The sequence below is a fragment of the Enterocloster citroniae genome, from assembly GCF_040545455.1.
Taxonomy (GTDB): Bacteria; Bacillota; Clostridia; order Lachnospirales; family Lachnospiraceae; genus Enterocloster; species Enterocloster citroniae.
In genome coordinates, this window is record NZ_JBEPLZ010000009.1 from 124,795 (window position 1) to 148,911 (window position 24,117).

The following is a 24,117-nucleotide window of genomic DNA, read 5'->3' on the forward strand; positions in this document are numbered from 1 at the left end:
TTTTCTAACTATAACAAATTCCGTCAGGTTTGTCCAGACGCTCCCTCAGATGCGGTCCGGTCATCCCTCTGCATTTTCCTGAAAATGCGGCACAGCATGAATACGGCAGCAATAGCCAGTACAAATTCCGCTGTAAACTGCGCATAGGCAAGGCCGTACAGGGGAAACAGCCGGTTCAGCACATAGAGGGCCGGTATCTCTAATACGATCTTTCGCAGGATGGCAAAGCTGAGGGCGGCCCGCCCCATGCCCACGGCCTGGAACACGCCCACGGCAAGGAAATCCATGCACAGAAAGGACAGTCCCAGACAAAAGCCCCGCAAAAACCGTGTGCCGTACGCAATAATGCTCTCATTGTTCATAAAGGACCGTATCAGGGTGCCTGCGCCAAAATAATATCCCAGAGATACCACGATCAGGAAGGGAAGCAGGGTCCTGACGGCAAAGATCACGGTCTCCTTCATGCGCTTATGGTTCCCGCTGGCATAGCTGTAGCTGATCAGGGGCATGATTCCCTGGGAGAATCCCATGGCCACCTGCATGGGCACCATATTGATCTTCTGGGAAATGCCCATGGCCGCCACTGCCTGGGCACCGTAAGATGAAGTAAAATTGTTCAGTATGGTCATCCCGGTCACGTTGAGAAGGTTCTGGATGGCGGCGGGGATGCCCACGCCGCACACGCCCAGCACAACGGCCTTTTGCATGGAAAATTTCTTAGGCAGGATACACACAAAGGTATTCTTTCGCCTGACATACAATAGTACAAAAAAGTAAATGCAGGCAACGCAGTTAGACAAAAAGGTGGCCAGTCCTGCTCCTGCCGCCCCCATGTCCAGTCCCCATGGAAGGATAAAAACAGGGTCCAGGATAATGTTGAGAAAGCAGCCGCTCATGGTTCCAATGCTGGCGTGGAGGGCCGATCCCTCAGAGCGTACCATGTAGGCCATGACCACGTTGAGAATGGCAGGGGCTGCCCCGAAAAGAACAGTCCACTTCAGGTATCCCAAAGTGGCTTCCATGGTGTTGGCGTCCGCCCCCAAAAGCACCAGCAGGGGATGGAGGAATACAGTGCACAGAAGGGAAAACAGAATGCCGCTGAACAGGGCGCAGTAAAACCCAAAGGCCGAACTTCTTCGGACCGCCTCATAATCCTTCCTGCCCAGCGCCCTGCTCATCATACTGGAACTTCCCACTCCAAACAGGTTGTTCACCGCATTAAAAGCCAGCAAAACCGGTGCAGCCAGCGTAACAGCCGCGTTCTGCACCGGGTTATTCATCATACCTACAAAATATGTATCTGCCAGATTATAGATCACCATGACCAGCGAACTGAGGATCGTGGGCACCGCCAGCTGCATCACTGCTTTTGGTACCGGTGTCTGCTCGAATAATATGGTCTTATTATTGTCTATCATGTCAAAACCCCCTTGCCTGAAACGCCGTCCAACCGCGGACGCCTTTTTTATTTTATCATGCCAGGGGGTATAAAACAAGATGGTTCATACTGCACTTATTAACTGTACTGTCCCTGACGGCTGTTCAGGGCCTTAAACTTTTCCAGCACCTGGTCTACCAGTTTTACGGCTCTTTGGAAGGTCTCATCCCCCATCTGATTGTAGGGGAAAATAGCCCTGTCCGCGATCCCCAGTCCCCTGTGGTTCATCACCTTCTTAAATAGCAGGGAAAAGTTGGAATCCAGATCATATAAAGGCATCAGTTCATGGATCAGCCCGGACAGTTCCATGGACCGGCGGAAATCCTTATCATTGGTAGCCTTCACCAGCGCGCTCCAAATCTCCGGCACCAGGTTTGACAGGCCCCCAATGCACCCGTTTCCTCCGGAGGTGATGTTATACAGGTACTGGTCGTCAAAACCAGAATATGTGTCAAAGGAATGCCCCCTTGCAGCCAGGCAGATGAGATTGGTGTGGTTGGGCTCCGACACGGAATCCTTGAGACCGGCGATATTGGGATTGGCCTCAAGCAGCCTTGCCACGGTGGAAGGGGCAATGGAATATCCTGTCCTGGCCGGATAATTATATATGTAAAGGCTGCCCTTCACCGACTTTGCCAGGGTATCATAGTAGATAAATAGTTTTTCCTGGTCCATCCCGTAGTAGTATGGGCCGATTACCATAGGCCCCGCATACCCCATGTCACAGACTTCGTTGGAAAGGGCCACCGTGTCCTGGAAATTCATGCTTCCTGTCCCCGCATACAGCTCTACGCGTCCTGCGGTGTACTCCGCGTAAAAGCGGAAAAAATCACTTTTTTCCTGTCTGTCCATCCCTGTAAATTCACCCGTGGAACCCAGCACCAGAATGCCGTCCACACCTCCGTTTACAAGAAAATCGATCACCTTCTTGTTGGCCTCGTGATCCGGCTTTTCATGCTGGTCCAATACAGTTACTACAGGTGTTATGATCTTATACATTTCTTTCCTCCTCTTTGCAGGCAATTGGCCTGGGTCATAAATGTTCATAAGCGGTTTGCTTGGTGTTTTTATTACAGTGTCTTTGGTACGTATATACATACTTGGTTTGATATAACGTACATTATAATGATACGATATCATTTCCATGCCTTCTTGTCAATTCCGCCGGGATACTAAATAAGACTTTTTGAGAACTGAATAAAATTTTCTTTTTCATTTGTAGATGATGTGCAAAATGGTTTCTGCAATTCTTTGTGGAGTTTCTTGAGCCGCGTGGGAAATCCTTAGGACCGGCAGCAGGTACCTGGCTTGCGGCGTACGTCTGGGCTTACAGCGTATATCCTGGCTTGCATACACATTTTCGTGACAGACCTGCACGATTTCTGCTATAATATTATTTAAAGCGCCTTTATAGGCTGACTGTTTCGATCGTCAAACATCTCCGGCGGATATACCGGACGCCCATCAGAATCATTCCATGGGTATGAAGGACAGCAATATCATGCCGGGGTGACATGGCGGAAGCCTTTACCAACCGCCCCCATCCGCCAAGGCGGATCCGATCATTTACACACTTAAGGGAGAGATCATATGCCATCAAACCAGCACAGACCCACGGAACGCGTCCTGGACATCCTGGAACTGCTTTCCACTAATCCTGACGGAATGACCCTGACCCAGCTGTCCAGGGCGCTTAACGCACCCAAAAGCAGTATCATGCCCCTTGTGCACACCATGACATCCAGGAAATTCATCTACCAGCATAAGGACACATCCAGGTACTGTATGGGAATCGCAGCTTACTCTGTGGGTTCCTCCTACACCAATACAAAAAACGCCCTGGAATTTATCCAGAGCGAAATGAAATATATTGTTTCCCAAAGCAATGAAACCTGCCAGCTGGGAATCCAGGTGCGCAGCAATCTGCTCTATATTGCAAAAGAAGATTCCGCGGAACCTCTTAGGCTTGTCTCCTATGTGGGAAAGCAGATTCCCCTGTACTGCACCGCCATTGGCCGGGCCCTCCTTGCCCAGAAGACGAAGGATGAGATCCGGGCCCTGTATCCGGATGGGCTCACTGCCTTTACAAAAAACACCATCACGGATTGGGAGGAACTGTTCCGGGAGCTGGAGCAAACCAGAAACCGGGGATATGCCCTGGAACACGAGGAATGTATGCCCCTTTTAAACTGCGCAGGCATTCCCCTGTGCAGCAACGGCCAGGTCATTGCCGCCCTGAGCGTGTGCATCCCAACCTTCCGCTATTCCGAGGACAAGCTGCAGTCTATTATCCGGCTTTTGAAGGAATCCAAGGCAAAGCTGGAGACATATTTCCAGGGATGCGATGTGGACCTGGGAAGTATCAGCTGACCTGTTCCGGCATGCCGTAGGCGATCAGAGGATCCCCCTCTCCGATTCCAAGCCCCCTGGTCTGGTAAAGCACGATCCCATCGTACTCTGCCCTGTATTCATCCAGAAGGCTTCCCCACACATCCTTCACCTGTCCCAGCAGGGCACCTTTCTTAAAACGGTCCCCCGCCGCCAGCGCCGGATACCAGAACCCCTGTGTTTCAGCTTCAATGTAGGTCGCACGTCTGACCCGTTCCTGGGTCATCGTGTGTATCTCCCTGCCCTCCAGCACCCGGAGGCGGATTAGGATATTGCGGATATCCTGTTTATAGAGTTCCACCTCCTTATTTGTAAATATCCCTCCTCCGCCCCTCTCCATGAGAACCGAGGGGATACCGTGGATGCAGGCGCAGCTGTAGGCGCCTGTGGCGGCACCTGATCTGGCTCGGACAGCAGTATCCGTTGCCATGGCCATGGCCTCCGATGCCCGGCACACTTCCTCCCGGGCAGCTCCCGTATAATACACAAAAGGCATCACCTCCTCGCTGGTATCGCCTCCATGGACATCGATGCAGTAATCCGCCAAGCTTTGGAGTTCATGCACCATGGCATAGGCGATCTTCTCCGAAAGTGTCCCATCCTTTTTTCCCGGAAAGACCCGGTTCAGGTTCTTCCCGTCCTCAGGCACCACAAATCTGGTAAATGTCCTGGCTGCCGAAGGATTGGCAATCAAAAGGCAGATCACATTTCCATGGACCAGCTCCGGGTCCAGCTCACGGGACAGCTCCATTACGGTCTGGATGCCGATATATTCGGCCCCGTGGACTCCGGCGGATATGAGTACGGTCGCGCCCTCCTCCCTGCCGCAGATCACGGTGATGGGGAGTTTTATATCACTGTCCTCCACTTCCAGCCAAATGTTTTTCTTTTCGCCGGACACGGCCCGGTATGTCCCAACCTGTATGGATTTTATTTCCTGTCTCCCATCCGTCTCCTGTCCTGCCTTACCTTCCTGTCTCACATTTCTTTTTTCCATCAAACAGTACTCCTCTTTATTTCCGTGTATAAATTTGTGTGCGCTGGCGGGAAATCAGCCGCAAAGATGGGTCCCTGGAAGACTCCGGGAACACACTTTCATCCACAGACTGTGTCTGTAAGCTGCCAGCCCCAGGCTTCTGCCCCCATAAAAGGTCAAGTACCCGATCCACAGCCCGTCATTGCCCCAGGCATATACTCCCAGCCAGCATACCGGCAGGCACAAAAGCAGTGACCACAGTGTGGACAGAAATATCGGTCTGGTTACACTGCTGCCCGTATATACCCCGTAAACTGCCAGGCCCGCCGCTGCCACCGGAGGGTAGAGTAAACAGTATATCCCGTACTTACGCGCCAGTTCCAGTATGTGGGGTATATCTGTAAATACCATAAACATGCGGCTGCCCAGCACAAAGCATGCTCCGCTCATCGCCGCTGCCGCCAGCCAGCCCCACTGCCATGTCTTCTTCAGGATCTCCCTGAACAGGGACTGTGACCGCTGCCCGACCGCCCTTCCCGCAAATACGCTGGAACCATTGGCAAGCCCCTCAAACAGGTACGCCTGTATGGAAGTGATCTGAAGCAGGATAGCGTTAACTGCCAGGATGTCCGTACCCAGTCTGGCTCCCAGGGCTGCAAATACATTATTGTGTATTACCAGGCAGATGGTGCGAAAGAGCAGGTCCCTGTTTTCCTGTACCATGCCTCTCACACCCCGGCGGTCCCAAAGTCCGCGGATATTTACGGTTCCAAACTTCCCATACCGGCACATGCAAAGCACGCCGCAAGAGCAGGTATAAACCTGGGATATGAGGGTGGCGGCGGCAACCCCCGTGATCCCTTTTCCCAGGATACATACAAACCAGTAATCCAGTGCCATATTTACAATGTTTCCGCTGATCTGCATAAACAGGGAAGCCTTCACACGGCTCTGACCCATGAGCCATCCCAGCATCACATAATTGGACATGACAAAGGGCGCTCCCCAAACCAGGATCCTGAAATACCCCTGCACATACCCTGCCACAGCTGCCTCCGGTCCGGTCATCCACAGATATCCACGGATGATGGGTTCCTGGAACACCAGGAAGGCCGCGGAGACCAAGAGCGCAGAGAAAAGAGGCAGGAAAAAGGTGCGTTTTTTCTCCCCGTCATCCCCTGTACCCTGAACCTGGGCGCTGTGGCCTGTGGTGCTGACTCTCAAAAAGCCAAAGAGCCAGTACAGGGTATTAAACAGGTTTGCGCCCAGAGATACCCCTGCAATGGCCGGAGCATCCCCCATCATGCCGATAACTGCCGTGTCCACTGCTCCCAGCAGGGGCTGCGTTACAGTGGAGACCATAAAGGGAATGGCCACTGCCAGATATTCCCTGTGTGTCAGTGTCAGACTGCTTTTTCCCATATGCGGCGTTCCTCTTCTTCCCTGGAAATGATCCCCCTGTCATCAAACTCCACAATGGAGTTCAGCAGTTTTTTGGCATAAGGATGCTCCACCTGGGAGATGCAGTCCACTTCCCGGACCTCAGCCACCCTTCCCTGATACAGAAACAGCACGTTGTGGCAAATATAGGTGACAGAAGTCAGATCATGGGTGATAAATACATAGGTTAAGTTCCGCTTTCGCTGGATCTCCTTTAACAGGTCCATGACCTGGACCTGGGTGTGGGCGTCCAGGGAACTGATGGCCTCGTCAAAAAGAATGATTCTGGGGTTCACGGCAATGGCCCTTGCAATGCAGACTCTCTGCAGCTGGCCTCCGCTGAGTTCATGGGGAAAACGGTCCCTGTACCCCATGTCCAGCCCCACCAGGTCCAGAAGATGTTCCAGCTCCCTTTCCATATCCATCTTGATTTTCTCTTTCTTTTCCCTGACTGTCAGGGATTCAGCGATCAGATCCCTGACTCTGAATCTTGGATTGGCCGATGTGGTGTAGTCCTGAAAAACCACACTCATCACGGTTTTATCCCTATTTTTCTTTCCGCCGTACAACCGGCTTCCATCCAGGTGCACGCTTCCCTTATCCGGCTTTAAAAGCCCGCACAGCACCCGGCCCAGCGTGCTCTTTCCGCTTCCGCTCTCGCCAAGAATCCCCAGGCACTCCCCCTCCTCCACATGAAAGGAAACGTCAAACAGCACCTGCTGACGCTCCGTACCGAATATCTTTTTCTGGTTCTCCCTGCGGAAACTTACATTGATGCCCTCTGCCTCGATCATATTCATATCAGATTCATCCTCCTTCCTGCCAGCGCCTCCCTGTACCTGGCCATGACAGCCCGCTTCTTTTCCACCAAAAGCCTGGTATAGGGATCCTGGGCATGTTCCATGATCTCCCGGAATGTCCCCCGGTCAGCCACTCTCCCCTGGTTCATCACCAGCACCTGGTCTGCTATCTCCGCTATAACTCCCAGGTCGTGGCTGATAAACACCATAGCTGTCCTGGCTTCCCCTTTTATCCTGACAAATTCCTTCATGATCTCATACTGGGTAATTGCATCAATAGCGGTTGTGGGTTCATCCGCAATAAGGATATCCGGCTCCATGGACATGGCAAGCCCGATCATAATGCGCTGAAGCATACCACCGCTTAACTGGTGGGGATATTTTTTCAGGACTTCCTCTGCTCCCCGTATCTGCATGGATCGTAAGACCTCAATAGAACGGGCGTGGATCTCTTCTTTCCCCATTTCAAAATGCTCCCCATATGTCTCCGCCATCTGATGACCGATGCGGTACAGAGGATCAAAGCAGGTCATGGGATTTTGCAGGATCATGGCGATCCGCCTGCCCCGGATCCGTCTTAATCCCTCCCTGCCTGTCCGGATCAGGTCTTCCCCCTGGTACACCGCCTCGCCACGGACAGAAAAGCTCTGGTCCAAAAGCCCCATGACGGCCTTTAGACTCATGCTTTTTCCGCTCCCCGATTCTCCCAGGATCCCAAGGCATTTTCCCGTATATACGTCAAAATCCACTCCCCGTATAATCTCCTGCACACGCTTTTTATAATGAAACGCCACATGCAGGTTCCTTACTGACAACACCGGCTCTGTCAACTTAACACCTCCTTTGGGTCAAGGGCATCCCTGAGGGCATCACCCAACAGATTAAATGCGGCAACCACCACCACAATGGCAACCCCCGGGGCGATCATCTGCACCGGATTGGTGGTCATCACGTTTTTTGCCTCGTTTAACATGGCTCCCCACTCAGGTGTGGGCGCCTGCACCCCCAGCCCCAGAAAGGACAGGGTGGAAATATTCAGGACGGCCCAGCCGATATCCAGGGTAGCCAGAACCGCCATCTCAGAGGCAATGCTTGGAAGCAAATGCCTGGTCAGTATAAATGTCTCTCCGCTGCCAATGCACCGGGAATACAACACAAAGTTCCTGTCTCTGTATTTCATTACATTGGTCCGTATCATGCGGGCATACCAGGCCCATTTGATCAGCACATTGGCCATGATCACATTGCGGACATCGATCCCCAGCAGGGCCACCACGGCGAAGACCATGATCTGACTGGGAAATGACATCATTACATCCACGGCACGCATGATAACCTCCTCCACCGGTCCCCGGAAATATCCGGCCAGAAGCCCCATGATGGTCCCCAGTCCAATGGTTCCCACCATGGTCACCAGTGACAGAAACAGCGTGGGGCGGATTCCATATATCATCCTGGAGAGGATACACCGGCCCAACTGGTCTGTGCCCAGGGGAAACTGACGGCTGCCGCCTGCAAACTTATTCAGGATATCATTTTCATAAGGATCATTGGGCGCGATCCAGGAGGCAAATATCCCTGTCAGCGCCACCATGAGCAGGATAACGATCATCACAACCGCCATTTTATTTTGGAACAGCCTTTTCCACATACTCAGGACACCTCCCTTCTAAGCCTTGGATCCGCGATACACTGGATAATGTCAAAAAGCAGATTGAATACCACAAACAATGTTCCGATCAAAAGTACATATGTCTGGATAACAGGGTAATCCCGGTTAAAGATGGAATTAATGCATAGCTTGCCAAGACCCGGCCAGGCAAATACGTTTTCCACCACAATGGTCCCCGCCATCAGCTGGGGGATACTCATGCCAATAGCCACAATACAGGTGTGGAGAGAGTTTTTCAGGATGTGTCTCACCAGGATGGATCTTCGGCGCAGCCCCCTGACATTGGCATAAAGCACATAATCCTCCTTCATATTCTCCAGCATGTTGTTGCGTATGAGCCGGATGTACGTGGATATGTAAGTAAGAGATACGGTAAAGGAAGGCAGGATCAGATGTTTCCATCCCCCGTTTCCGCTGGTGGGCAGCAGGTCCAGCTTGATGCTGATGAACCAGATCAGCAAAAGCCCGATCCAATACGCAGGCATGGCAGTGGTCATAAACACGATCCCCCGCACTACCCGGTCAAACCAGCTGTTCTTGTAAACAGCGCAGAAAAATCCAATGGGAAGACTCAGTAAGATTACAAAGACCAGGGATGTAAATGCCAGCACTGCGGTGGCAGGCAGGCATCTTTCAATCTCTCCCAGAACGGTTCTGGACGGGTTGGTGTAGCTGACCCCAAAGTCCAGGCGCAGACAGTCCATTACCCAGCGGCCGTACCGCACCAGATAAGGATCATTCAGCCCAAGTTCCTCCCGAACCTGCTCAATGGCCTCCTCTGAAATGATAGGTGTCTGGCGCACCCGCAGGGCAACCTCTGCCGGGTCAGACGGGATCATATTGATAAAGACAAAACATAAAAATGAGATGCAGACGAGAAGCGGGACCGCGGATAGGACCCGCTTAACAATATACGTTTTCATATACCCTCCTTTTCCTAAAAAAGCATGCCGCCCGGTCATCCCGCGGCAGGCATGCTCATGTGCTTCAGACAATCACCTTACTCAAAATACATGCTGGTAAAGGGTACCTCATACTGGGTCTGGGTAAATCCGACTCCCTTAAGGGCCGAAGTGGAAATGGCCTTGTTGCACTCATAGGTGAGAGGGATATAGACCGCATCCTCATGAAGCCTTGTAAGCACAAAGGTGTAGAGTTCCTGCCGTTTGGCCTCGTCCGTGGACACCAGGATATTGGTGATGGCCTGGTCGATCTCCTTTTTATCCTCCAGACCCAGCTGGGCCGCATAGTCTCCGTACACAGGCTGCCTCATGGCTGCCAGGGAGGACTGAGGGTCATAGGGCGTTCCCCAGCAGATATTAAATACCATGTCAAAATTACCGGCCTTCATATTATCCCTGTAGGACTGCTCCTCCTCGCCCTTGATATCCAGCTTGATCCCCAGCTTCCCGTACTCGGACTGGAGATACTCGGCAATGGTCTTTTCCGTCACACTGTCGCTGTTGTACAAAAGGGACATGGCCATGGTCTGTCCGTCTTTTTCCCTTAGGCCGCCGCTGCCCATGGTCCATCCGGCTTCCTCCAGCATGGACTCTGCCAAAGCCGTGTCGTATCCATAGGGTTTGAGGTCTATGTCACAGTAGGGCACCGTGGACGCGAACAGGGTGTCTGCCGGCTTTTCCAGCCCATAGAACACTCCATCGGATATGGCCTGGCGGTTTGTAGCGTGCTGCAGCGCCTGGCGCACGGCCTTATCCCGCAAAACCCCGTTGGCAGTGTTCAGCACGATCTGACGGGTGGAGGTGGGGTCTGACAGCGCCACCTGAAATTCTTCACTGTCCAGGTACTTGTTCACCGCATCCGCATCGATCATGTTCTTTCCAAAGATCAGGTCGATCTCCCCTTTCTCCAGGGCAAGGACACGGGTCTGGTTGTCCGGGATCACCTTCACTGTGATCTTCCGGATCCGGGGCTGCCGGCCCCAGTAATTTTCATTGGCTTCAAAAACAGCATACTCATCTGTCACAAAATCCGTCAGCACATAGGGTCCTGTTCCGATGTAAGCGTCAACACCGTCCTTGGTGCTTCCCTCTTTCATGGCATTGGGAGAGATCATGGCAAAGGGGCGTGTAACGCCCAGTTCCGTAAGCATGGGGTAATAGGGCTGGGAGAGTTCAATCACAAAGGTCTCATCATCAGGGGCCGAAACATCCACCAGAAGATTCATCATCTCCAGCCATGTATGGCGGTCCTTGTTCTCTATGATGGCGTCAAAATTGGCTTTTATGGCATTGGCATCACAAACCTGTCCATCGGAAAATGTCACTCCCTGGCGGATCTTAAATGTATATATCCTGCCGTCCCCGCTGATCTCCCAGCTTTCTGCCAGACACGGCTCGTAGCCGTCTTCCGTGATATTTACAAGAGTCTCATAAAGCATTTCCTGGGCATACATTTCACCCGCATACAGATGAGGGTTCAGATCCCGGATATCCCGGTAATTGACAAACACCAACTCATCCCTTGCTCCCATTTCATTACCTGCGCCGGAACCTTCCTCATCTGCCCGGGTACCGGAACCTTCCTTATCATCGCCCGCCGGGGCTGTTACGGAGCTTTCCGCTTTGTCATCCCCAGCCGATTTACCGGCCGTGCCCGAGCCGGATGCCGAGCAGCCGGCAACAGATGCGGCCAGAACGCCTGCAAGGCACAGACTCCAAATTCTTTTTTTCATCATGTTCCTCCTCAATTAGATTTCAGAGGATACTATACCATAGTTAGTCAAGGCTTACTAATGCCAAATTGAGAGGGATTGGTTATCAGGATTTGTTATATCCATCATTTCTGCTCTCCGTCCAACGCCTGTTTCAGGGCATCGATATAACGTTTTGCTTCATCAGACAGATTTCTTCCCGCCAGGGTCACGTACCCGATGGACAAAAAGGGTTCGCAATGTTTTACCTTCAGTGCTTTGATATCATATTTTCCATAATCCCCTGATACAAAATCCACTCCCATACAGCAGACATCAGTGTGCAGCAGCAGGTTATTGATCATGTAATCACTGTTTGTGGAGAAAACATTGTTCATATGCTCTATCATGACCGCTCCCACGCTCACCCTCTCAATGTGATGCTCCATTGCAAAAAAGTCATCTGTCTCCTCCACAAATTTCAGTCCCCGCAATTCGGAAAATTCCACTGACTCCCTTTCGTACAGCGGATGGTACTTTCCCACATAAATACAGATTCCCCTGTTGTCCAGCGGAAAAAATTCCAGCTTTTTATGCCCGATAATATGCCGGAAACACTGCATCTGTGCATTTGCCAGGTATACGATCCCAATCTCGGAAATATGGTTTGCCACATCATCCGTGATCTCCTCCACCGTGCCCTCCCGGTACTCATAATGAAGTTCGGACCTTTCCCCGTTTCCTTTATACAATTCCACCAGCAGCTTTGTCAAAAGGCTGCTCTGGTACCCGGACACTCCGAACTTGGCAGCCCCCTGGCTGGCTGCCAGGGACCGTATGATATGGGAATGCCTCAGAATATGTACGGCATTCCTGTAAAGCATTTCCCCCTGCTCCGTCATACGGATCCCCTTGTTGCTCCTGACCAGCAAGCTGGTCTTCAGTTCCCGCTCCAGGCAGTGAATAACCCTGCTGACATTGGGCTGCGTGGTGTAGAGCTGCTCTGCGGCCCGGTTCAGGCTGCCGTGATCCACTGCTGCCACAAAGTATTCCAATTGCTTGATTTCCATATCCTCTCCTCCATGGGTAAACAAGGCCATAACAATAAAGCCGTTCAATCAAAAGCCATATAATAGAAGCCATACAATAAAAATTGCCACACGATAAAAGCAGCCCCATGTTAGCATGGGCAAACCCCGTGTGGCAAGTATTTCCAGCGATAATTTTTATCATCATGGAGGAGAACTCCGATTTGTTTCGCTCAGGCCGCCAATATGCCGGAAAGTTCCCTTAATTTTTGTTTGGCTTCCTCTGTCAGTTTTTTCGGCGCCCGGATCTCCACGGTCACGTACTGGTCGCCGTAAACAGACGGATTCCCCATGGACACGATCCCCTTTCCTTTTAACCGGATCTTGCTGCCCGGCTGGGTACCTTCTTTTATCTTGCATACAACATCCCCATAAAGAGTGGGAATGGTTGCCTCACCTCCCAGGACCGCTGTGGTAAATGGGATCCTGACCGTGGTGTACACATCCTGGCCTTCCCTGCGAAATCCCGGTTTGTCTTTTACCCTGACCGTGAGCAGCAGGTCCCCTGGCTCTGCGCCTTGTGTTCCCGGATTCCCCCTGCCCTTTAGGCGTATGGTTTTCCCGGATGCAATGCCTGCCGGGATATTGACTTCCAGGACTGTCATTTCCAGCCCGCTGCCCTGCAGCTGAACGCGCTCTTTGCCGCCAAAAGCAGCTTTATCAAAACTGATCTCTATCTCAGCCTTCAGATCTGAACCTTTCCTGTTAGAATCATGGCCAAACAGGCTTTTTAGGATATCGTCCATGTCCTCCCCGCCCTCAAAATGATACTCCTGAAAGCCTCCCCCCGGCCTGGTGTAAGAGCCGCTCCGGAAACCATTCTGGAAACCGCCCTGGAACCCATTTTGGAAACCACCCTGAAAACCATTCCGGAAGCCGCCCTGAAATCCTCCCTGGAAGCCACTGTCACGGGCGCCTTGATATTCCCCTGCGCTTGCGTCAAAAGCAGCGTGACCAAACCGGTCATACAGTTTCCTCTTTTCCTCATCTCCCAGTACGTCATAAGCCTCATTAACTTCCTTAAAACGTTCTGCGGCCTGTGCATTCCCTTCATTGCTGTCCGGATGGTATTTTTTTGCCAGCTTTCTGAATGCTTTTTTGATTGCCTGCGCATCCGCATGTTTGTCAATGCCCAAAATCTCATAGTAGTCTCTTTTCATTCTCCTCACTTCCCTTCTGATCTTGGCTCTACATGAAAGGAGAGGTCAGACTGGCTGACCCCTCACTGTCCCAATGATGCTTTAATCGTGCTCCATCATTATTCTATGGTAATATATTTCTTCTCTTCCACCGCAGGCTTTGCCTCCTTTTTCGGCACAAAGAGTTTCAGGATTCCGTGTTTGAACTCACCCTTTATGTCAGCTTCCGTGAGGTTCTCCCCCACATAGAAGGAACGCTCACAGGCCCCTGCATAGCGCTCCCTGCGGATGTACCTTCCTGTCTTCTTCTCCTGCTCATCCTGGTCAAACCCCTTGGACGCACTGATGGTCAGCGTGCCGTCCTTCAGGGAAACCTTTACCTCATTCTTAGCAAAGCCCGGCAGGTCCATCTCCAGCTCATAGCCGGAATCAGTCTCTTTGATATCGGTCTTCATCAGGTTCTTGCCCCGATGGCCATACAGCTTCCTTTCCAATTTCTTCTGCTCTTTATCATCAAAGAATGGAAAATCAAAAAAGTCGTCAAACAAGTTTTCTCCAAAAATACTAGGCATTAACATAAGTCATCTCTCCTTTTTTTATATGCTTGTGTACCTTGTTTCTTTGGACTGGGAATCCGGATCTGTGGGAGTAGAACCCATTATTTCAGCCTTCCCTTCTGATCCCTTTTCCTTTGTTCTGGCTACGTTATACCACTTATTGTTAGCACTGTCAATAGGCGAGTGCTAATTTCACAAATACTTCACAACTTCATACTTTTTTGTCCCTTTCATTCTCCTCTTATCCCCAAACAACCGGCTCCATAAGTATACTTTCCCTAAAATCCCACTCCCTCTGAAACCACTACATCGGCGGATGTAAATCCCCCTCCCGCCTCCATACCGGCGCCAACGTCCGTCATTTGGCCCGCATACGGGTCTAGGCTGCCGCACAGCCGGTCCAATGCCTGATCCTTCCTGTCCCGCCTGATGCCCAGGATCCAGTATGCGTCTGAAATCCCCTCCCGGACCAGATTATGATCCGCCCTCTTTCTGGCAGAACGCATTTTCTTTATCTCCAGCTTGACGGCTCTGACCTTTCTCTCTTTCCCGGCTCTTTTTGCCTTCTTTTCCCTCACATCCATTATCTCTTCCATACCCCGGTACAAACATTGTCCCCCGCTCCACACCCACAACCATACCCCTTTCCGGCGGTCCTCACCGCCCGCGTCAATGTTCTTGATTAAATCACGCAGGCAAAATGCAGTCAAATCCCCTTTCGCAGGCAGGTTCAAAAACAGTAACAATGGCATGGGGCCGCTGTGGAAACCGGCTCATTCACACAATGTTCATATTTCATTCAAAAACCTTTTACACAATCAACATTTTTTCTTCATCTTTGCCGTATATACTTTAACCATAGACAGAGAGATACAAAGCTGTCACATAAAAAACGCTTACAAGATTTTTTTCATAATACTCGAGCTGATAAGAAATTATCAGCTCTCCTCCCTTTTAATAATACTTTTTCAAATAACGTATCATCCGCGGATGATACGTTTTTTACGTTTGGGAGGATCAGACCTCCCATCATTTTTCAGTTCCCATTCCTGTCAAAACAATATGATCTTGAACAGCCCCAGAAGAAAGAGCAGGATGACTCCGGCCAGAATCACTTTCATTGCCATATCCTGTTCCGTAACCCAGCCCCACAGTCCCCGGCCGCCATCTTCCTCCGAATCCGCCCAATCATCATTGGAAACATTTTTGGATGCGCCCATTGAGGTGTTCCTTGAAGTCTTCTTTGAAGTGTCCCTTGACATGTCCCTTGGAGCATCCTGCGGCTCCTCCATAGGCATATCCAGAAATACCACCGGGGCCTCCTCGTCCTTTTTGGTCTCCTGGGCGGCACTTTTTAGGGCCTCCCGGGCTGTTTTCCAGTTACTTTTATCCACATAATAATTTGTATAAGGTACGATTTCCACAATCCCCTCTTTATAGCGGTTGGTAGGCACGGTATTTTGGCCTTTCTCCACATAATAGGGTATGTTCCTCTCTTTTAACGCCTCCTCCAGATATACGGTGTCCACCTTATGCCCATTGGACAGGAGCACCGGGTCCCTCACCATCTGAAAGGACGCCTCAAAATCTGATGCAACATCGATCAGCTGCTTCCCACATTCCTCACACACAATTGCATCCGGCGGAAATTTCTTTCTGCATTTCGGACAAATCCGTCTTGTTTCCATTGCTGTTCCTTTCCGGGTCCGGCCGTTGCCGAACCGCAGCCTGTCTATGGTACGATATTTCCTGTAGGCTAATTATAGCCGTATCAACCGTTATTTTCAAGGGGTTGTTTTCCCTCCCGCGGCTCTCCTTCCCAATCCTCCGCGAAATCCCTCAGGCAGCGTCACTTCCCTGGACAAAAACAGCAGGGCGGTCAGGTTGGGAAATGCCATTAGTCCGTTCCATATATCCGACAGCATCCAGACCACATCCAGACGTGCCTCGCTGCCCAGGAACACTGCCCCCAGAAACAGCAGGGGATAGACTCTTGCCGCAAATTTACGGCCCGCATATTCCCCCAGCCCTGTCCTGCTGACAAAATATGCTGCCGCCTGTTTCCCCAGATAAAACCAAGCCATAATGGTGGCAAAGGCAAACACCACCATGGAACCGCTGACCAGATACTCTCCCACAAGTCCCAGTCGCCCGCTGAAGCACCAGGCCGCCAGGGCCGCTCCCTGATAAGGCACGGTTTCCGGCGCCGAGTCCGTCATGCACAGGATCACCAGGGCGGTAAGGGTGCAGAGGATCACCGTGTCAAAAAACACCTCAAACATGGCCCACATCCCCTGCTCATGGGGCGTGGTATTCTCCACCGGCCCATGGAGCACTGCCAGGGTTCCCAGGCCTGCCTCATTGGAGAACACACCCCGGGATATTCCATACCGGATGCTGCGGCTCACCACATAGCCGGCGCCGCCGCCCGCCGCCGCTTCCGGACAGAATGCCGAGGAAACCATGGACGCCAGGGCTGCCGGTATCCTGTCAAAGCAGGAAAATATCACGATCAGGGAAAATATGATATAAATGCCTGAGGCGGCAGGCATCAGCTTTTCCGCCACATTTCCGATCCTGCTGATGCCTCCGCATATGACCAGCGTCAGGATCCCTGTAAACACCAGCCCTCCGGCCAGGGCAGGGACCTGCCACGTGTATTCCATGGTGCTGATGGCAGAATTGGCCTGGACCATGCTGCCCATCCCCAGGGAACACATAAGGCAGAGAAAGCTGTAGAGCACTCCCATCCCCTTGATCCCAAGGCCCCGCTCCATGTACACAAAGGGACCGCACACATAATGGCCCTCACTGTCCTTATAACGGTACCGTATACCCAGCATGGTCTCCACATAAGCTGTTATCATGCCGATCAGGGCCGATATCCACATCCAGAACAGGGCTCCCGGCCCGCCTGCGGTCAGGGCCGTGGCCACTCCCGCTATATTGCCCGTGCCAACAGTGGCCGCCAGGGCCGTGCACACGGACTGGAACTGGCTGATTCCCTTTTTGGCCTCCCCATGTCCCTTCCCGGCATGGTCCGATTCCTGCTGTCCCCCTGTTTCTGATGCCTTGCCTGACAGGATACGGCCAGCCGTATGGCTCCACCAGTATAAAAAACCCCTTATCTGGAAAAAATGACATTTAACAGTAAAATAAATACCAACCCCCAGAAATATGACAAGGGTCCATGGCCCCCATACCATCTGGTGTATCCGCTCCAGCCATTTCATCATATTAATAATATACCGTCCACTATGAGTTCTTATTAAATGTCTTATTCCCCAAATATGCTTGCTATGACAATTCCAGGAATTTTCTTGTGGTTGTACCTCGCAATTTAAGGTGGTTTATGATAAAATAATTGTAACAGTTCAGGAGTGCGCCAAACCGCTCCCTATACCTGGGATACCCTTGTCCACTGAGGGTGAGAATGATTGAGAAAAGAGGTATGCCGATGCCAGGTTTTACAACCCACTACATTTTAGGCATGAAAGCATACAATGATATGCCGCAGAACAATCTGAAGTTTATCATTGCCAAATACCGGTGGCTTTACCAGCTGGGACTGCAGGGACCGGATATGTTCTTCTACAACCTGCCCATCCTGCGCCACCGCGACCACCGCAATGTAGGTTCCTATATGCATGAGCATCATGTGAATGACTTTTTCCGCTGCTGTTTCCTGCAGCTTTCCAGGATTGATTCCAGGCAGCAGAGGGAAGAGGGACTGGCCTATATGTGCGGCTTTATCTGCCATTATATCGGAGATTCCATCTGCCATCCATATGTGTACGGGCGCATAGAGTATGATGTCCACCACCCTGGTTCCTATTACCACGGTCTTCATGCCAAGCTGGAGAATGATATTGACGCCCTTCTTCTTCAAAAGTATAAAAGGAAAAAGCCGTCCCAGTTTAATCAGGCCGCTACCATCTGCCTGAATGGCATGGAAACCCAGTTTATTTCCCGCTTCCTGTCAGACTGTATCAATGAGGCGTTCTATCCCCTCAGCTACAAGAACCGGTATCAGGTGACAGCACCCATGATCCACCGTTCCATACTGGCCCTGCGCTTTGGATGCAGGACCCTGTCGGACCCCAACAGCCGCAAGAAGGATAAGATCGAGTTCTTTGAATCCATTTTCCTGAAGAATCCCGTGGCCTCCAGCAAGCTGGTCACCGATATAGTGGAGAATCCGGCCTGGAGTCTGAACCTGCACCATGAGACCTGGTGTAACCCCTGGGATAAGCGGATCGCCTCCAAATCCTCCTTCCCGGACCTGTTTAAGCAGTCCCTGGGAAAGCTGAGCACGGTTTTTTACATGATCAATTCCATGCTGGATACGGGACAGCCCCTGCGGACATCTACACTGGAGATGCTGCTCTCCGAACTGGGAAACTATTCCTATCACAGCGGTCTTCCGTGTGTGGATGACTAAAGCGTGTTTGAAACTTTTCCCGCATATGTAACTGTTCAGGACATCCGATGTGATGATAAATATGATGATAAAAAGTACGGTCTCCCCGGAGCGCTTCTGGGAAAACCGTACTTTTTTATTAATCAGGCAAAGTCTCTATTCGATCACCTGGTCTCCGTCTTTGATACAGTAGGAGGTCTTGATGCCCAGACGGACCATCCAGTTCTTTGTCTCCTGGGTGAGCCACGGGCCGCTTCCCGCGCCGCCGCCATTGTCATTATCCCACAACCACTGAGGTGTGGGCCAAAGGGCAACGCTGGGCCTTAAAGCCTTGTACACTTCATAGTCCACTCCGTTCTGCCCGTGATGGGCCAGCTGGACAATGTCGCACTTCAGCGCGCTCAGATCGTGGTCCGCCATGAGCTGGGCTCCTCCGGCCCTTGCCAGATCTCCCAGGAACACTGCATTGGTCCCGTTCAGGGAAACCAGATATGCCACGCTGCTGTTATTTACAAAATCACTGGTTGTCTTATATGCCTTGTTCAGCACCTGGATCTTGGCCGGACCTGCGTTAATGACCTGGCCTGACACGATGTCGCCGTGAAGTGTGCCCTGGGGCACAAGGGCAAACGCTCCCTTGAGGTAGGATACCATGTTGGCTACCTCCTGGTCCTTCTCGGCATACCAGCTGTCCTCATGGAATGAGTAATAGATCCCGTCAATGGTTATCTCGCCGTTGTGTTTGTAAAGGATATCCGCAAGGGCGCCGGCATGGTCTGAGTCAGGATGGGTGATCAGCCAGGCCTGAACATGGCCGCCCTTTTGTTTGATCTGCTCCAGCAAAAAATCGGCATTGTCGGTCCATCCGCCGTCCACAACGATCAGACCGCCCTCTCCTGTCTCAATAATAACCGACAAAAGCTGGGCCGATGTATTGTGGTTGGCGTACATGGTAAGGCGTCCCGCCCCAAACAGAGAGGACGCATCCGTCTTAGGAGTGGATACCTCACCGAACTGTGCGATCTGTGCCTTTGTCTGAATCACAGGCTGGTCTGAAGCCGCTGCCTGCGAAGAACCGGCAGACGCATCTGCGGCCTGCCCTGTGGTCTGGCCCGCCGCCTGGCCTGCTGTCTGTGACTGTTCTGCTGCCTGTGACTGTTCTGCTGCCTGGCCTCCTGACTGTGCGGGCTGGATCACTGCCGCTGCCTGGTTGGACTGTGCGGACTGGCTGTTATCCTGGTCATCCTTTATGATAATCTTATCAGGCGAGGTGAGGGCCTGTCCCTGGGCCTTAAACGGCTGTGAATCAGTCATTGCAAAGCTGTTCATGCTGCTCCCCGCAGTCATGAGCAGCATCATGGCCAGCAGTCCTGCCGCCGCCTGTTTCCAGTATCTGTCAATTCGCATTCCCATAATCTCCTTAATTAATTCTGGGCCACCAGCGCTCTCTGCTCTCCGGCCTTCACGGTATCATTTACCAGATAAGTGTCTGTCTCGCCCTCTTTATCATAGAAGAATACCTGCACCAGGACGTCATGGTCATCAAAGTAGCTTCCATAGTATGTCCCGTCCGTATCTTCCTCTTCCGGAGCTTCATAATAAAAATTCTGGGTGGAGACCGAGGTGCCCACTTCCTTTAACACGGTCTGGGCAAACACAGTGGCGATTTCCCCTGTCGTCTTATGGCTTACAGGAAGAAGCAGGGTAACCAGGCCGCTGTCCTTATCATATCTCACATCCATGTCCATAACATAATCTGCAAATTCCCCGTATGGCTCCAGGAACTTGTCCCTTAGATCCTCCCTTACTTCTGTCCAGTCAATGTCAATGTCTTTTCTTACTTCCAGATCAGGCTGTCCGTCTCCTTCCACCAGTCCGCTGCTGGGTGATACGATATTACTCTGTGTACAGCCGCAGAGCATGGCCACTAAAGCCACTAATATCAATGATAATTTTCCAAATTTTCTCATGATATAAAAACCTCCTTTTTGTCAACGGTACTATTATAACGAAGTTTACTGTAATTTAACAGTCCTTTTTTCTTACAAAATTATTGTTATTTTTCCAAATTCCGCTTGCTTTTTCCAGGGACTGATGATAATATGTTCAATATAAATCTTAATTTTATTTTTTTGAACACCAAAGGAGGACATAGAATGAAACCGGAAGCAAACATCCCACAGGAACAGACCTTGACGAAGCGCCTGGACTGGATCACCACCATCATACCTTTTATCTGTATTGTCACATTATGTTTCCTTTTTATGGCATTTCCCTCAGGATCCACCTCCATACTGGAATCCGTCCGCTTTTTCCTGGGCGACCAGCTGGGGAGTTACTATCTGATCATTGGGCTGGGGGCTTTGATCTGCTCCTTTTACATGGCATTTTCCAGATACGGGAAAATAAAGCTGGGTAACCTGGAAAAGCCGCAGTATTCCTCCTTTCAGTGGGGCTCCATGATGTTCACCGCCGGCCTGGCCGCTGACATCCTGTTTTACTCACTCTGTGAATGGATGCTGTACGCAAACGAATCCCACATCCTGGACATGGGTTCACAGCAGGACTGGGCCTCCACCTATCCATTATTCCACTGGGGTCCCATACCGTGGAGCTTTTACCTGATACTGGCTGTTGCCTTTGGATTCATGATCCATGTGCGCAAACGGAGCAAGCAGAAATATTCCGAAGCCTGCAGGGCCCTTCTTGGAAAAAGGGTGGACGGCATCTGGGGGAAGATCATTGATCTGACAGCCGTGTTCGCGCTGCTGGCAGGAACCGCAACCACCTTTTCCCTTGCAACCCCTCTTCTGTCCATGGCCTTAAGCCGTGTGTTCGGAATTGCTGAAAGCAACCTTCTCACCATTGGCATCCTTGTGATCATCTGTATCGTATACACCATGGCAGTATACTTTGGGATGCAGGGCGTGGCAAAACTGGCTGCATCCTGCGTGTACCTGTTCTTTGCCCTGCTGGCCTACTTCCTTTTCTTTGGCGGGGAAACCCGTTACATCATTGAGACGGGGATCACTGCGGTGGGAAACATGGCACAGAACTTCATCGGCATGGCCACCTGGACCGATGCCCTGCGCACCACCTCGTTTCCCCAGACATGGACGATCTTCTACTGGGCATACTGGATGGTCTGGTGTGTTGCCACCCCATTCTTTATCGGGACCATCAGCAAGGGAAGGACCATACGCCAGACCGTGCTGGGAGGATATTGTTTCGGGCTGTCCGGAACCTTTACCTCTTTTATCATTCTGGGCAACTATTCCCTGGGACTTCAGATGCACGGAAAGCTGGACCTGATGGCGTTCTATGAGCAGACCGGCGACCTGTATCAGACGATCATCGCCGTATTTGAAACCATGCCCCTGGCAAAAGCAGGACTGGTCCTGCTGGCCATTACCATGATCGCATTCTACGCAACCTCCTTTGACGCCCTGACCATGGTTGCCAGCTCCTACTCCTATAAGGCCCTTGGCGCTGACGAGGATCCGGACAAATCCGTAAAGCTGTTCTGGGCCATCATGCTGATGCTCCTGCCCATTGCCCTGATCTTTGCGCAGAATTCCATGGCCAACCTGCAGACGGTTTCCATTATAGCTGCATTTCCCATTGGTTTTATCATTGTATTGATCGTGTGGAGTTTCTTTAAAGACGCCAGGCATTACCTGGACCATGAAAAGCATACCTGAGAATGATCACAAAAAGATACAGCAAAACGAGGGCCGCCCTTACAGCCCTCGTTTAGTGTCTACATCGCATAGTTGCTACGCTCCTTGTCCCTTATTTATCCTCCCAAAGAATACTCTGTATTCTGTCTTCGGCTTCCAGCTCATCGCTTCCCTTAAAGTAAAAAGTCAGAAAACCGGTCATTCTGAAGTTCTTTACCTCATCGTACCGCTTAATGTTGGCCGTGGTTTTATCGCTAGTAACATAGATGTCACAGTCAAATTGATTTGCTGTCTGAATTAAATAGGAGATGGGAATGGGTCTGAATATCCTCTCCTTACTGTCAACCTGTCTCGTTAACATAGAATCACCTCAATTCAAGAACAAAACCAACTACTTGTTACCACTCTCCTCTGGATAATTATTCATGCCCCTATATAGAAAGAATAACATTTTTTTCCTTTAATTGCAAGGGATAAGCTTCATAACCTGTTGTTTTTTTGTAAAATATTAATAAAATAAAGTCATAAAATCCCCCGTTTTACCGTTACCTTTGACAATAGGCAAATTTTATGGTAAAAACAGGGGATTATTGTAACCAGATATCTACTCGGCGTCTACAGTCAGACCGGCCACTGCCCAGTTGTAGTCCTGCATGGCCTGCTGAAGATTCAGGTCCGCGCTTCTGTACGCGGCCCTGGCCTGCAGGTATTGAAACTCCTGCTGCATGAAGCCGATCTTGCTCAGGCTTCCGTTGCCGTGCTGGATCTGGGCCGCCTGCCAGGTATTCTGAGCCGCCTGCCATGCTGTGGAGGCGGAATCAAAGGTCACCTTTTTCTCCAGTATGGTATCATACAGGGTCTGGATATTGGAGCGCACGGAATCTTCATTGTATTCCACGCTGCGCATCTTGTTCCTGGCCTGGGTGGTGGACTTCGTCATCACCTTTTCGATCTGGCTCATGTCTCCTCCCTGGGTCCCTCTGAGGGAGATCAGGGAATAATTGTTGTTTACTGCCTTTTCCTTATCCGCATTTACATCAATGGATGCAATGGCCGCCACGTCAGCTGAAGGCACGGTCCCGATCACAGGGTCCCCCTCCGGTCCCCATCCCGTAAACTGGCACAGGGTCTTCTTAAGGCTGGCCGCCTGGGTATCCAGGGCTTCCAGCTGGGATTTGGCAGATGTAAGGCTGGCTGCCGCGCTGATCACGTCCGCATCCACCGCAAGGCCCTGGGCCTGCATGGTCTGCTGTATGCTCTTTGCCGTCTCTGCGATCTCCACGCCTTTTGCAGCCGCATCCCGGTTGACCATAAGCTGCTCATAACCGTTCATGGCCAGCTGAAGGCTGTACACGATCTGGTTTACCTGGCGCTGAAGGGACTTCATTCCCTTGCTGTCGTCCCTTGTGGAGGTTCCTATGCTCATCCCCATGGACTGGGCCACACGCCGGTACTGCTTTGCATAACCGCGGTTGGTATATACCTTCTCCATCTCATCCTGGATCTTCTCTGCCTCCACCTGGCCGCTCTTTACGGCATCCTCTATATCGTCCGCTGCTTCCTCCATCTCCCGTGCGGCTTCAAACATGGTGCTGCTGATATCCGCCATTTCCTTTGTGTAGGTGTTGGTGGCGGCATCGTATCCCTTTTTTATGGGTTCATAATAGTTCTTGATCAGGTCTTCCAGTTCATCATAATCCATCTGATTATCCTGCAGTCTTGCATAGGCTTCTGTAAACTCCGCATCCGGAGCCGGCGCCGGGAGCGCCAGGGCTGTAAACGGGCCGGAAGCAGATAATATCAGAGCCATGGAAGCGCCAAGTAAATACCTGCTGTATATCTTCATCATAATTGTCACCCTTTCCT

General features: G+C 51.3%; 22 protein-coding genes. 3 read left to right on the forward strand and 19 right to left on the reverse strand.

Annotation, left to right across the window (positions count from 1 at the left end; translation table 11 throughout):
- Positions 1 to 23: 23 nt before the first annotated feature.
- On the reverse strand, positions 24 to 1,415 hold the full coding sequence (locus ABID13_RS14195) for an MATE family efflux transporter (protein ID WP_494337786.1): 1,392 nt from the start codon (positions 1,413 to 1,415) through the stop codon (positions 24 to 26).
- A gap of 101 nt (positions 1,416 to 1,516) precedes the next feature.
- Positions 1,517 to 2,437, reverse strand: coding sequence for a dihydrodipicolinate synthase family protein (locus ABID13_RS14200; RefSeq protein WP_007866609.1), 921 nt, complete (start codon positions 2,435 to 2,437; stop codon positions 1,517 to 1,519).
- Between the two features lie 591 nt (positions 2,438 to 3,028).
- Between ABID13_RS14200 and ABID13_RS14205 the strand changes: the two genes are divergently transcribed.
- Complete coding sequence (locus tag ABID13_RS14205; RefSeq protein WP_007866610.1) at positions 3,029 to 3,808, forward strand: IclR family transcriptional regulator; 780 nt, start codon at positions 3,029 to 3,031, stop codon at positions 3,806 to 3,808.
- Here ABID13_RS14205 and ABID13_RS14210 read toward each other — a convergent pair.
- From ABID13_RS14210 to ABID13_RS14270, 13 genes are all read right to left on the reverse strand, one after another.
- On the reverse strand, positions 3,801 to 4,823 hold the full coding sequence (locus ABID13_RS14210; protein ID WP_048929945.1) for a M14 family metallopeptidase: 1,023 nt from the start codon (positions 4,821 to 4,823) through the stop codon (positions 3,801 to 3,803). The two genes, ABID13_RS14205 and ABID13_RS14210, sit on opposite strands and share 8 nt — an antisense overlap.
- Positions 4,824 to 4,877: 54 nt before the next feature.
- Positions 4,878 to 6,224, reverse strand: coding sequence for an MATE family efflux transporter (locus ABID13_RS14215; protein ID WP_007866612.1), 1,347 nt, complete (start codon positions 6,222 to 6,224; stop codon positions 4,878 to 4,880).
- Positions 6,206 to 7,042 carry an ABC transporter ATP-binding protein gene (locus ABID13_RS14220; RefSeq protein ID WP_007866614.1) on the reverse strand — a complete coding sequence of 279 codons (837 nt, stop codon included), beginning with the start codon at positions 7,040 to 7,042 and terminating at the stop codon, positions 6,206 to 6,208. The genes ABID13_RS14215 and ABID13_RS14220 overlap by 19 nt, the downstream gene beginning before the upstream one ends.
- A complete protein-coding gene (locus tag ABID13_RS14225) occupies positions 7,039 to 7,872 on the reverse strand; it encodes an ABC transporter ATP-binding protein (protein ID WP_007866616.1) in 834 nt (277 codons plus the stop codon). The genes ABID13_RS14220 and ABID13_RS14225 overlap by 4 nt, the downstream gene beginning before the upstream one ends.
- Positions 7,869 to 8,693 carry a nickel/cobalt ABC transporter permease gene (gene opp1C / locus ABID13_RS14230; RefSeq protein ID WP_048929946.1) on the reverse strand — a complete coding sequence of 275 codons (825 nt, stop codon included), beginning with the start codon at positions 8,691 to 8,693 and terminating at the stop codon, positions 7,869 to 7,871. Before opp1C ends, ABID13_RS14225 begins: the two co-directional genes overlap by 4 nt.
- Before the next feature lie 2 nt (positions 8,694 to 8,695).
- On the reverse strand, positions 8,696 to 9,637 hold the full coding sequence (opp1B, locus tag ABID13_RS14235) for a nickel/cobalt ABC transporter permease (protein WP_007866619.1): 942 nt from the start codon (positions 9,635 to 9,637) through the stop codon (positions 8,696 to 8,698).
- A gap of 77 nt (positions 9,638 to 9,714) precedes the next feature.
- On the reverse strand, positions 9,715 to 11,409 hold the full coding sequence (gene nikA, locus ABID13_RS14240; protein ID WP_048929947.1) for a nickel ABC transporter substrate-binding protein: 1,695 nt from the start codon (positions 11,407 to 11,409) through the stop codon (positions 9,715 to 9,717).
- Between the two features lie 104 nt (positions 11,410 to 11,513).
- Complete coding sequence (locus tag ABID13_RS14245) at positions 11,514 to 12,437, reverse strand: LysR family transcriptional regulator (protein WP_048929948.1); 924 nt, start codon at positions 12,435 to 12,437, stop codon at positions 11,514 to 11,516.
- 191 nt (positions 12,438 to 12,628) lie between these two features.
- Positions 12,629 to 13,615, reverse strand: a complete 987-nt coding sequence (locus ABID13_RS14250) for a DnaJ C-terminal domain-containing protein (protein ID WP_007866626.1) — start codon at positions 13,613 to 13,615, stop codon at positions 12,629 to 12,631.
- A gap of 98 nt (positions 13,616 to 13,713) precedes the next feature.
- Complete coding sequence (locus ABID13_RS14255) at positions 13,714 to 14,172, reverse strand: Hsp20/alpha crystallin family protein (RefSeq protein ID WP_045093519.1); 459 nt, start codon at positions 14,170 to 14,172, stop codon at positions 13,714 to 13,716.
- Positions 14,173 to 14,429: 257 nt separating this feature from the next.
- Positions 14,430 to 14,729 (reverse strand): hypothetical protein, encoded by a 300-nt coding sequence (locus ABID13_RS14260; RefSeq protein WP_152649063.1) that lies wholly within the window; start codon positions 14,727 to 14,729, stop codon positions 14,430 to 14,432.
- Between the two features lie 474 nt (positions 14,730 to 15,203).
- Positions 15,204 to 15,839 (reverse strand): zinc ribbon domain-containing protein, encoded by a 636-nt coding sequence (locus tag ABID13_RS14265; RefSeq protein ID WP_007866631.1) that lies wholly within the window; start codon positions 15,837 to 15,839, stop codon positions 15,204 to 15,206.
- 96 nt (positions 15,840 to 15,935) lie between these two features.
- Positions 15,936 to 17,387 (reverse strand): alanine/glycine:cation symporter family protein, encoded by a 1,452-nt coding sequence (locus tag ABID13_RS14270; protein WP_048929950.1) that lies wholly within the window; start codon positions 17,385 to 17,387, stop codon positions 15,936 to 15,938.
- A gap of 221 nt (positions 17,388 to 17,608) precedes the next feature.
- On the opposite strand from ABID13_RS14270, the gene ABID13_RS14275 reads away from it, so the two are divergent.
- Entirely contained in the window at positions 17,609 to 18,592 is a 984-nt protein-coding gene (locus ABID13_RS14275; RefSeq protein ID WP_007866635.1) for a zinc dependent phospholipase C family protein, read from the forward strand.
- A 135-nt stretch (positions 18,593 to 18,727) separates the two neighbouring features.
- On the opposite strand, the gene ABID13_RS14280 is transcribed toward ABID13_RS14275, so the two are convergent.
- Both ABID13_RS14280 and ABID13_RS14285 read right to left on the reverse strand, forming a co-directional pair.
- Positions 18,728 to 19,978, reverse strand: a complete 1,251-nt coding sequence (locus ABID13_RS14280; RefSeq protein WP_007866637.1) for a ComEC/Rec2 family competence protein — start codon at positions 19,976 to 19,978, stop codon at positions 18,728 to 18,730.
- A gap of 17 nt (positions 19,979 to 19,995) precedes the next feature.
- Positions 19,996 to 20,541 (reverse strand): hypothetical protein, encoded by a 546-nt coding sequence (locus ABID13_RS14285; RefSeq protein WP_007866659.1) that lies wholly within the window; start codon positions 20,539 to 20,541, stop codon positions 19,996 to 19,998.
- 186 nt (positions 20,542 to 20,727) lie between these two features.
- Between ABID13_RS14285 and ABID13_RS14290 the strand changes: the two genes are divergently transcribed.
- Positions 20,728 to 22,272, forward strand: coding sequence for a BCCT family transporter (locus ABID13_RS14290; RefSeq protein WP_007866661.1), 1,545 nt, complete (start codon positions 20,728 to 20,730; stop codon positions 22,270 to 22,272).
- A 91-nt stretch (positions 22,273 to 22,363) separates the two neighbouring features.
- Here the strand turns inward: ABID13_RS14290 and ABID13_RS14295 are convergent, their stop codons facing one another.
- Together ABID13_RS14295 and ABID13_RS14300 are read right to left on the reverse strand one after the other, a co-directional pair.
- The gene (locus ABID13_RS14295) at positions 22,364 to 22,612 is read right to left on the reverse strand and encodes an HPr family phosphocarrier protein (RefSeq protein WP_007866664.1); all 249 of its coding nucleotides are present in this window, start codon (positions 22,610 to 22,612) and stop codon (positions 22,364 to 22,366) included.
- A 243-nt stretch (positions 22,613 to 22,855) separates the two neighbouring features.
- Positions 22,856 to 24,100 (reverse strand): TolC family protein, encoded by a 1,245-nt coding sequence (locus ABID13_RS14300; protein WP_048929951.1) that lies wholly within the window; start codon positions 24,098 to 24,100, stop codon positions 22,856 to 22,858.
- Positions 24,101 to 24,117: the final 17 nt, after the last annotated feature.